The organism is Pantoea sp. K16 (assembly GCF_048452805.1).
GTDB lineage: Bacteria > Pseudomonadota > Gammaproteobacteria > Enterobacterales > Enterobacteriaceae > Pantoea > Pantoea agglomerans.
The window spans coordinates 1-10,012 of sequence record NZ_JBLWNV010000003.1; the positions used below are offsets into that span (position 1 = coordinate 1).

Genomic DNA, 10,012 nt, shown 5'->3' on the forward strand with positions numbered 1-10,012 from the left:
TCTTCGCTTTGGCGCGGGCGATAGCGGCCTGAACCGCGGCTTTACGCGGATCGGTCTCAGCGGCGGCGTCTGGCACGGCTTCTGCAGCGCTGTCGCCTGCGGCCTGTGCCTCGGCGTTTTCAGCCTGTGCCTCGGCGTTTTCAGCCTGTGCGGCTTTCTTCGCTTTGGCGCGGGCGATAGCGGCCTGAACCGCGGCTTTACGCGGATCGGTTTCAGCGGCGGCGTCTGCAGCGCTGTCGGTTGCGGCCTGCGGTGCCTCGGTGCCTTCAGCCTGAGCGGCTTTCTTCGCTTTGGCACGGGCGATGGCGGCTTCGACTGCCGCTTTACGCGGATCGACACTGGCCTCAGCCTGGTTATCCGCCGCCTCAACCGGCACTGTTTTCTTCGCTTTCGCCCGGGCAATAGCCGCTTCAACCGCCGCTTTACGCGGATCGACGGTCTGACGCGTCACCGGCTGGGTTTCAGCCTGCGCCTCGGCCTGACGCAGACGCGCCTGCGCATGGCGGGCTTCACGCTGGGCTTCAAGCGTTGCCTCATCCGGTTCGGCCGTCTGGCGGGCTTTCACCCGCGCTTTGGCCGCAGCCAGTTCGCCGGTATCGGTGCGGGCAACGCGTTGCTTCGCCTCTTCATGACGCGCTTCACGAGCCTGCTTTTCACGCTCCAGTCGCGCCTGGCGTGCTTCGAAGCGTGCTTTGGCTTCCAGCGTGCGTTTCGCTTCCAGATCGATGGCGCGCAGTTCCGCTTTTTCCTGACGGTAATATTGCACCAGCGGAATGTTGCTCGGGCAGACATAGGCGCAGGCACCACATTCGATGCAGTCATCAATATGGTGAGCGCGCGCTTTATCGTGATCGCCGCCCTGGCTGTACCAGTAAAGCTGCTGCGGCAGCAGTTTGGCCGGACAGGCATCGGCACAGGCTGAACAGCGAATGCAGGACTGCTCTTCGTCGTTGTTGCCCATCTCACTGGCAGACGGGGCAAGAATACAGTTGGTGATCTTCACCACCGGCACATCCAGCGATGGCAGAGTAAAGCCCATCAGCGGACCGCCCATGATCACCATCTGACGCGGCGCAGGCGTGAACCCGACCTGGTGTAACAGATGGCTGATCGGGGTGCCGAGACGACTCCAGACGTTACGCGGCTGGGCGATCGCCTCGCCGGTCAGCGTCACAACGCGTTCGGTGATCGGTTCACCATTAATAATGGCCCGCTTAACCGCCCAGGCGGTGCCGACGTTCTGCATCAGCACGCCGATATCGGAGGAACGCCCGCCGTGCGGCACTTCCTTACCGGTCAGGATTCGGGTCAGCTGCTTGGCACCGCCGGAGGGATATTTGGTCGGGATGACCCGGATGTGCAGATCGCGCTCGCTACCCAGCGCCTGCTTCAGTGCGGCAATGGCTTCAGGCTTGTTATCTTCAATGCCAATCAGCACCTGTTCAGCCTGTAACACCCAGGCGAGAATACGGCTGCCTTCCAGGACTTCGGCAGCGTAGTCCTGCATCAGACGATCGTCAGCGGTGATATAAGGCTCACACTCCGCCGCGTTAATAATCAGGGTTTTAACCCCGCGCAGGCCGCCCTTCAGTTTGGTGGCGGTGGGAAAACCCGCGCCGCCGAGACCGGCGATGCCGGCGTCGTGAATACGCTGCACAATGTCGGCGCGCGGATGCTGACGGTAGTCAGGCAGCGGATCCAGCGGCATCCAGCGGTCGTCGCCATCTGGCGTCAGGAAAATGCAAAGCTCAGAGAGACCAGAAGGGTGCGCGGTCATATGCTGACCGATATCTTCAATCACGCCGGAGGTGGGCGCATGGACTGGCAGCATGCGGCCAGTGCCAAATGTCAGAGGCTGACCGCGCAGCACTTTGTCGCCAGGCGCAACGCAGATCTCACCTTCATGTCCGATATGCTGTTTCAGTGGGATAATAAAACGGTGCGGCAACGGCAGTTCGCTGAGCGGCGTGCCGTTGGACTGGGTTTTCATTTCCGGCGGATGAATACCGCCCTGAAAATCCCAGACCTTCTCTTTTTTCAGGAAGTTAAACAGATTAAGCATGAGTTTCTACCGGGATCACCCGTACAGGAATGGTATTTAAATCCCACTTCCAGTTAGCTGGCGTGGTGGCAACCGGACGCATTTCAATACAGTCAGTCGGGCAGGGCGCGACACAGAGATCGCAGCCGGTGCAGACATCGCTCAGCACGGTGTGCATGGCGCGGGTTGCCCCGACAATCGCATCCACCGGACAGGCCTGAATACATTTGGTGCAGCCAATGCAGTTGGCTTCATCAATAAACGCAACGGTGCGCACCGGCTCTTTCGCCGTTTCGTCGCCATCAATCGGCTGCGGTTCAACGTTAAGCAGGGCTGCCAGCTTGAGCATGGTCTGCTCACCACCTGGCGCGCATTTATTGATCGCTTCACCATTGTTACCGACCGCATCCGCATAGGGACGACAACCCGGATAGCCACACTGACCGCACTGGCTCTGCGGCAGGATGGCATCAATCTGCTCAACAATAGGATCTTCTTCGACTTCAAAGCGGCGCGAGGCGTAACCCAGCAGCGCGCCGAACACCAGGCTCAGCGCACTTAATACGGCAACAGCAATCCAGATCGCGGTCATCAGAATTTCACCAGACCGCTGAAGCCCATAAACGCCAGCGCCATCAGGCCCGCGGTAATCAGGGCGATGGAGTTGCCTTTAAACGGGGCAGGAACATTGGCCAGCACCAGCCGCTCGCGCATACCGGCGAACAGCACCATCACCAGCGAGAAGCCGATAGAGGCACTGAAACCATACAGCGCGGCCTGCATAAAGGTGTGGTTAAGGTTGACGCTCAGCAGAGGTACGCCCAGCACCGCACAGTTGGTGGTGATCAGCGGCAGAAAGATACCCAGCAGACGATAGAGCGACGGGCTGGTTTTACGCACCACCATTTCGGTGAACTGCACCACGACGGCGATCACCAGGATATAGGCCATGGTACGCAGATAGACCAGATCCAGCGGCAGCAGGATCAGATGGTTGACCAGCCATGCGCAGATCGAGGCCAGGGTAATGACGAATGTCGTGGCGAGACCCATGCCAATCGCCGTTTCCAGTTTTTTGGAAACGCCCATAAAAGGACACAGGCCGAGAAACTTCACTAATACGAAGTTATTCACCAGCACGGTGCCAACAAAGAGAAGCAGATAATCGGTCATTTTTTCGCCTGGGAGCCAGAAAGCGGCTTATTATCATTGATAGCGCGGCGTATCTCAACACCTGCGCCATCCGCTGAGCGGCAGACCGCACTCAGAATTAAATTCCTGACATAACTCACAGCGTTATGGCGCGATAAAGGTCGTTTTTACCCGTTTTGAGCGTTTGAAGTAGGGCGCAAACACCGCAGCGGCCAGCAGCGACAGCAGTAATGTCTGGAGGGCACGGCTATCGGTAACCGGCGTAAAGGCAAAGGTTTTCAGCGCCAGCAGCACGGTAATCAGCAGCCAGAGCAGGTAGTGACGCGGCAGGCGGCGGGAGCGCTTAAAGAACAGCCAGCTGATCCAGAGACTATAAGCCCAGACCGCCACGGCGGTGAGCAGGGAAATAGCCCAGTAAGAGAAGAGTGTGCTGCCGTGAGAAAAAAGCGCCACACGCCATTCCGGATTAAACAGTGGTGTCAGATACATCGCCAGCACCAGAACGGTGGTTAACAGGGTCATTATCAGCCAGGCCAGCGGCAGCAAAAGCCAGCCACCAATACGCGGCGCAGCAACCTGTTCATTCATCGTGGTTATTCCTGTCTCGGGGAGTCGAAGCGCAGCAGAATAACATGTCCAGAGGGGCACGCCCATCCGGACAAGATCAGCGGGATAAACAGCGATAAATCAGCCGAAAATCAGACCACGTAGCGCCACACCGTTTTAGGGACACAGCCGAGATCATATAACCGTCCGCCAGAGACCAGTTCAGCACGTCGGTGATCGGCAGCCCGGTACATATTGATGATTTCCAGATCATTCGTCAGGGAGTAATTAAGATGATCGAAAAGCTTTTCCAGACTGTCTGAATTATTTACTTTGCGGAATTTAAGCAGGTAATCGTGCGCAGTCATCATTGCCATAACAGATAGAAGTAACAAAGGAGTGCTCAGTATAGGGGGCAAGCTTATGCTGTCCAGATCATGCGGCTTAAAAAAGGCGAAAATCAGATAAAAGCACCTTATTAGTCACTAAAACTCCATATCTGGCTTTTTTACTATTGTCTGAGCCAGCAACTCAGCGTCTCTATCTTAAACACCTCACTAACTAATTACGGACAGAGTCGGCATAAAGTGTTTAAAAGCAGAGGTTAAATATTATTTTTTTCTTATTCAGCGCTGACAATGCATTAGTGGCTTCTTTCTCACCCTTTTAGCCCAAAAAAATTAACCATTCTGCACTTAGTGCCAGAGAAACGTTTCGCCCCTGACTCAGGCCAGCGATCTACTGTGCGGACTATCACAAATCCCATTTTTTGTTCATCGCAGGCCGGATAACCCGTTTTGTACGCCTGGCTGTAATCGTTTCCAGTGGCAGTAAGCATAAGCGATTCTGTTTATTACAATTATTTAACGAGCAGATTTTTTCTACTCAGCCGTTTTATCCATAACTCCCTCGTCAGCCAAACCGTGTGACTACACGTAACCCCTTTAAATTGCTCTGTTTTGTGAAGTGTGTCGCCATTATGCACGCTTTTTTAGTCCAGTCTAAGCAGGCTCTCTACCCTAAACAGCAAACGCCTTTCAGAGGATTAAAAACTATGTGGAAACGTTTACTTCTGACCACGCTGGTCAGCGCCGCGTTAACCGGCCCGGTACTCGCTGCAGATATGACGGTCGGCTTCTCGCAGGTAGGTTCGGAATCTGGCTGGCGTTCGGCGGAAACCAACGTAGCGAAAAGCGAAGCCAAAAAACGCGGAATCACCCTGAAAATCGCCGACGGACAGCAGAAACAAGAGAATCAGATCAAGGCGGTACGTTCGTTCATCGCTCAGGGCGTTGATGCCATCTTCATCGCACCGGTGGTGCAGACCGGCTGGGAGCCGGTACTGGAAGAAGCCAAAGATGCCAAAATCCCGGTTTACCTGCTGGACCGCGCCATTGTGGTAAAAGACAAATCGCTCTATCAGGCGGTGGTGACGGCTGACAACGTGCTGGAAGGCAAGCTGATTGGCGACTGGCTGGTGAAAACCGTGGGCGACAAGCAGTGTAATGTGGTGGAACTGCAGGGCACGGTGGGTGCCAGCGTGGCAATCGATCGTAAGAAAGGCTTTGCTGAAGCGATCAGCAACCATCCAAACATTAAAGTGATCCGCTCGCAGTCGGGTGACTTTACCCGCAGTAAGGGTAAAGAGGTGATGGAGAGCTTTATCAAGGCGGAGAACAACGGCAAAAACATCTGCATGGTTTACGCGCATAACGATGATATGGCGATCGGTGCCATTCAGGCGATTAAAGAAGCTGGCCTGAAACCGGGCAAAGATATTCTGACCGGCTCGATTGATGGTGTACCGGATATCTATAAAGCGATGCTGGCGGGTGAGGCTAACGCCAACGTGGAGCTGACGCCAAACATGGCTGGCCCGGCGTTTGATGCGCTGGAAAAATTCAAGAAAGATGGCACGCTGCCGCCAAAAGTGATCAAGACCGAATCTAAGCTGTTCCTGCCTGCCGACGCGCAGAAGGAGCTGGATACCAAAAAAGGCATGGGTTACTGATTCACCGATCAGCCGCAGACCAGCCGCAGACCGCCCTACGGGGCGGTTTTTCATGACGTGAGGCGGAGTGAGCAGAATGACCACGCAAAATGAAACACCGCTGTTATCCATCAGCGGCGTCAGCAAAGGTTTTCCCGGCGTCAAAGCGCTGAATAATGTTTCCTTTGATATCCGTAAAGGGGAGATCATGGCGCTGCTGGGGGAGAACGGTGCCGGCAAGTCCACCCTGATTAAAGTGCTGACCGGTGTTTACAGCCGTGATGCAGGGACCATCACCCTGAATGGTGAGCCGATTACGCCGCATAATACGGCGCAGGCGCAGGAGATGGGCATCGGCACCGTTTATCAGGAAGTTAATATGCTGCCGAACATGTCGGTGGCAGATAACCTCTATATTGGCCGTGAACCGCGCCGCTTTGGCATGATCGACCGTCGCCGGATGGTGCGGGAGGCCGATGCGCTGATGCGGAACTATGGTTTTTCCCTCGATGTGACACGTCCGCTGGGCCACTACTCGGTGGCGATGCAGCAGATTATCGCCATCTGCCGCGCGGTCGATCTTTCCGCCCAGGTTTTGATCCTGGATGAGCCGACAGCCAGTCTGGATGCCAGCGAGGTTGAGATGCTGTTTACCCTGATGGCGCAGTTAAAAGCCAAAGGGATGAGCCTGATTTTTGTGACGCACTTTCTCGACCAGGTGTACCGCATTACTGACCGGATTACCGTGCTGCGTAACGGGCAGTTTATCGCCACCCGCGATACCGCCACGCTGCCGCAGATTGAGCTGATTAAGCTGATGCTGGGTCGCGAACTGCTGGAGACGGCGCTGCAGCGGCAGGGCAGCACGCTGCGCAGCAATCAGCCGGTGGTGTCGTTTGAGGATTACGGCAGGAAAGGCACCATCGAGCCCTTTAACCTGGAAGTTCGTCCAGGCGAAGTAGTGGGACTGGCGGGGCTGCTGGGTTCGGGCCGCACCGAAACCGCCGAGGTGTTGTTTGGTATTCGTCGTGCCGACCGAGGAACAGCGAAGATCAAAGGCAAGGTGCAGCGCATTACTAATCCGGCGAAAGCCTCACAGCTGGGCATGGGTTTTTGCCCGGAAGATCGCAAGACTGACGGGATTATCGGCGCGGCCTCGGTTCGTGAAAATATTATTCTGGCGTTACAGGCGCAGCGCGGCTGGCTACGGCCAATTAAGAAGCGTGAGCAGCAGGCGATTGCCGATCGTTTTATCAAGAGTCTGGGTATCCGTACGCCGCATGCAGAGCAGCCTGTGGAGCTGTTATCGGGCGGCAACCAGCAGAAGGTGCTGCTGTCGCGCTGGCTGGTGACCAAACCGCAGTTTTTAATCCTCGACGAACCGACGCGCGGCATTGATGTGGGCGCGCACGCCGAGATTATCCGTTTAATTGAATCCCTGTGCGCCGATGGTCTGGCGCTGCTGGTGATCTCCTCTGAACTCGAAGAGCTGGTCGGTTATGCCGATCGGGTGTTGATTATGCGCGATCTGAAGCAGGTGGCAGAAATTCCGCTGGAGCAGCTTTCGGTAGCGTCGATCGTCAATGCTATCGCGGACGGAGGGGTAAAACATGCTTGAGTCCCCTATGACATCTGAAAAAACGCCACGTCGTAAGCTGAAACTCCCGCCAGGGATGCCGCAAATCGCCGCGCTGCTGTTGGTGCTGTTGATTGACAGTCTGGTGGCCAATAACTTTTTTGCCGTGCATCTGCAGGATGGGCGTCTGTTCGGCAGTCCGATCGATATTCTTAACCGTGCGGCACCGGTTGCCCTGCTGGCGATCGGGATGACGCTGGTGATCGCCACCGGCGGCATCGATCTTTCCGTGGGTGCGGTGATGGCGATCGCAGGCGCGACGGCTGCGACATTGACCGTAGCCGGACACGGTGTGCCGTTTATTATTCTCTGCACGCTGGGAACCGGTTTAGCCTGTGGCGTATGGAATGGCGTGCTGGTGGCGCTGCTGCGTATTCAGCCATTTGTTGCCACGCTGATTCTGATGGTCGCCGGGCGCGGAATCGCTCAGCTGATTACGCAGGGGCAGATTGTGACGTTCGACAGTGACAGTCTTGGCTGGTTTGGTAACGGCTCGCTGTGGATGTTGCCGGTCCCGGTCTGGATCACACTGGTGGTAGCGCTGGCGGTCTGGCTGCTGACGCGCAAAACCGCGCTGGGTCTGTTTATCGAAGCTGTTGGGATTAATCTGCGCGCGGCCCGTAACGCGGGTGTGACAGGCTGGCTGGTGGTGATGTCAACCTACGCCATAAGTGGCGTTTGTGCCGCTGTTGCGGGGCTGATCGTCGCGGCGGATATACGCGGTGCGGATGCCAATAACGCCGGATTATGGCTGGAGCTGGATGCGATTCTCGCCGTGGTGATTGGCGGTGCGTCGCTGATGGGTGGCCGTTTTAATCTGGTGTTGTCGCTGATCGGCGCGCTGATTATTCAGTCGATGAATACCGGGATTTTGCTCTCCGGCTTCCCGCCTGAGCTGAATCAGGTGGTGAAAGCGGTGGTGGTGATGTGCGTGCTGTTGCTGCAGTCACCACGGTTTATTGCGATGTTGAAACGGAGACGCCCGACATGATTAAACGTCATCTTCCGCTGATGATCACCTTGCTGGTGTTTGTGGCGGGTTACCTGTTTTGTCTGAGTCAGTTTCCGGGCTTTGCCTCCACCCGGGTAATCTGCAATATCCTGACCGATAATGCTTTTCTTGGGATTATCGCCGTCGGCATGACCTTCGTGATTTTATCGGGCGGTATCGATCTGTCGGTGGGTGCGGTGATCGCCTTTACCGGCGTGTTTCTTGCCCGGGCGATTGGCGATTTTCATATCGATCCCTTGCTGGCCTTTGCGCTGATTCTGTCGCTGGGCGCGCTGTTCGGGGCCATGATGGGCTGGCTGATCGATGCGCTGAAGATTCCGGCATTTATCATTACGCTGGCGGGGATGTTTTTCCTGCGCGGATGCAGTTATCTGGTGTCGGAGAACTCAATTCCTATCGATCATCCGTTCTACAGCATGCTTTCCAGTCTGGCGTGGAAAGTGCCGGGCGGTGGGCGTCTCAGCCTGCTGGCGGTGATTATGCTGGTGGTGGTGTCTGGCGGGATTATTCTGGCGCACCGCACGCGCTTTGGAAACCGGGTTTACGCCATCGGTGGCAATATGACATCCGCCCAACTGATGGGCGTTTCGACCCGTGCGACCACCATTAAGATTTATATGCTTTCCACCACGCTGGCGACGCTGGCCGGGATCGTGTTCTCGATTTATACCTCGGCAGGTTATGCGCTGGCAGGGCTGGGTGTAGAGCTGGATGCGATCGCGTCAGTGGTGATTGGCGGCACGCTGCTGTCGGGTGGTGTCGGTACAGTTTTGGGCACGCTGTTCGGTGTGTTGATTCAGGGGCTGATTCAGACCTGGATTAACTTCGACGGTACGCTGAGTTCCTGGTGGACCAAGATCGCCATCGGAATTCTGCTGTTTGCGTTTATCGCCCTGCAGCGGTTACTGACGGTCATCTGGGATCGTCAGCAGAACGCGCCCGTTAAGCGATTACCTTCCTGAGTTCTTCAGTACTCCGATCAATGGCGGCTCGCAGGAGCCGCCTTTTACTGCGCCAGAGGCAGCACCATTACCGTAACTTCTTCACCCGCGATTTGCCGCTGTTCCACCGCCTGCCATCCTGAACGCTGATAGTACGCCTGTTGATCGGGTGTATAGAGCCACAGTTCACCCATCTGCTGTTGTCTGGCTCGCGCAATCGCCTGCTGTATTAACGCTTTTGCCACGCCCTGACCCCGGAATGCCTTGTCCGTCACCACCTCACCAATCCAGAATTCTCGTGCCGGAATGTCATCCAGTTCATAGCGAATGACGCTGCAGGTCGCGACCACCGTTTCGCCATCCGGTGTGGCAATAAGAGTAAATTCTGCCGAAGGTTTCTGATTGCGCTGTTTTAAACGCTCAAGGATGGCAGGCGGGTGAGACCATGCAGGAAGGTGTGACCATTCAGTGTGCAACAGTTGTGCAGTTTGTCCGGCGAAGCCGGGATGTTGGTTTAGCTCGGCAATGTGCATGGCGCTGGCGACCTTTGTTTTTGTCAGGCTACAAGCAATACAGGCTGGTGGGGGAAAGTACAAGTTCATGAAAGGGTTAAGTTATAGCAAAGACTTTGGTTCTCTTTTGTATGACAGGAAAAACAATCGCTTTAGATTAAGGAGCAGGGTCAGGAAAGGTA

The 10,012-nt window shown here is 55.9% G+C and carries 10 protein-coding genes; 4 read left to right on the top strand and 6 right to left on the bottom strand.

Annotated features, from left to right (window positions below; translation table 11 throughout):
- The 5 genes from rsxC to ydgT form a co-directional block, all read right to left on the bottom strand.
- Positions 1 to 2,062, bottom strand: a 2,062-nt coding sequence (rsxC, locus tag ACK13D_RS04475; protein WP_418795802.1) for an electron transport complex subunit RsxC, incomplete at its 3' end; no start/stop codon positions are given.
- Positions 2,055 to 2,633 (bottom strand): electron transport complex subunit RsxB, encoded by a 579-nt coding sequence (gene rsxB, locus ACK13D_RS04480; protein ID WP_010245386.1) that lies wholly within the window; start codon positions 2,631 to 2,633, stop codon positions 2,055 to 2,057. The genes rsxC and rsxB, both read right to left, overlap by 8 nt.
- On the bottom strand, positions 2,633 to 3,214 hold the full coding sequence (rsxA, locus tag ACK13D_RS04485) for an electron transport complex subunit RsxA (protein ID WP_003853423.1): 582 nt from the start codon (positions 3,212 to 3,214) through the stop codon (positions 2,633 to 2,635). Before rsxA ends, rsxB begins: the two co-directional genes overlap by 1 nt.
- 123 nt (positions 3,215 to 3,337) lie before the next feature.
- Positions 3,338 to 3,781 carry a DUF2569 domain-containing protein gene (locus ACK13D_RS04490; RefSeq protein WP_010245382.1) on the bottom strand — a complete coding sequence of 148 codons (444 nt, stop codon included), beginning with the start codon at positions 3,779 to 3,781 and terminating at the stop codon, positions 3,338 to 3,340.
- A 110-nt stretch (positions 3,782 to 3,891) separates the two neighbouring features.
- Entirely contained in the window at positions 3,892 to 4,107 is a 216-nt protein-coding gene (ydgT, locus tag ACK13D_RS04495; RefSeq protein WP_003853427.1) for a transcription modulator YdgT, read from the bottom strand.
- Positions 4,108 to 4,793: 686 nt separating this feature from the next.
- On the opposite strand from ydgT, the gene ytfQ reads away from it, so the two are divergent.
- The 4 genes from ytfQ to yjfF all read left to right on the top strand — a co-directional run bounded on the left by ytfQ (position 4,794) and on the right by yjfF (position 9,339).
- Entirely contained in the window at positions 4,794 to 5,750 is a 957-nt protein-coding gene (gene ytfQ / locus ACK13D_RS04500) for a galactofuranose ABC transporter, galactofuranose-binding protein YtfQ (protein WP_010245380.1), read from the top strand.
- 76 nt (positions 5,751 to 5,826) lie between these two features.
- Positions 5,827 to 7,347 carry a sugar ABC transporter ATP-binding protein gene (locus ACK13D_RS04505; RefSeq protein WP_010245377.1) on the top strand — a complete coding sequence of 507 codons (1,521 nt, stop codon included), beginning with the start codon at positions 5,827 to 5,829 and terminating at the stop codon, positions 7,345 to 7,347.
- Positions 7,340 to 8,356 (top strand): galactofuranose ABC transporter, ATP-binding protein YtfT, encoded by a 1,017-nt coding sequence (ytfT, locus tag ACK13D_RS04510; RefSeq protein ID WP_010245375.1) that lies wholly within the window; start codon positions 7,340 to 7,342, stop codon positions 8,354 to 8,356. Before ACK13D_RS04505 ends, ytfT begins: the two co-directional genes overlap by 8 nt.
- The gene (gene yjfF, locus ACK13D_RS04515) at positions 8,353 to 9,339 is read left to right on the top strand and encodes a galactofuranose ABC transporter, permease protein YjfF (RefSeq protein WP_010245373.1); all 987 of its coding nucleotides are present in this window, start codon (positions 8,353 to 8,355) and stop codon (positions 9,337 to 9,339) included. Before ytfT ends, yjfF begins: the two co-directional genes overlap by 4 nt.
- Before the next feature lie 44 nt (positions 9,340 to 9,383).
- Here yjfF and ACK13D_RS04520 read toward each other — a convergent pair whose 3' ends face one another.
- Positions 9,384 to 9,851 (bottom strand): GNAT family N-acetyltransferase, encoded by a 468-nt coding sequence (locus tag ACK13D_RS04520; RefSeq protein WP_010670081.1) that lies wholly within the window; start codon positions 9,849 to 9,851, stop codon positions 9,384 to 9,386.
- Positions 9,852 to 10,012: the final 161 nt, after the last annotated feature.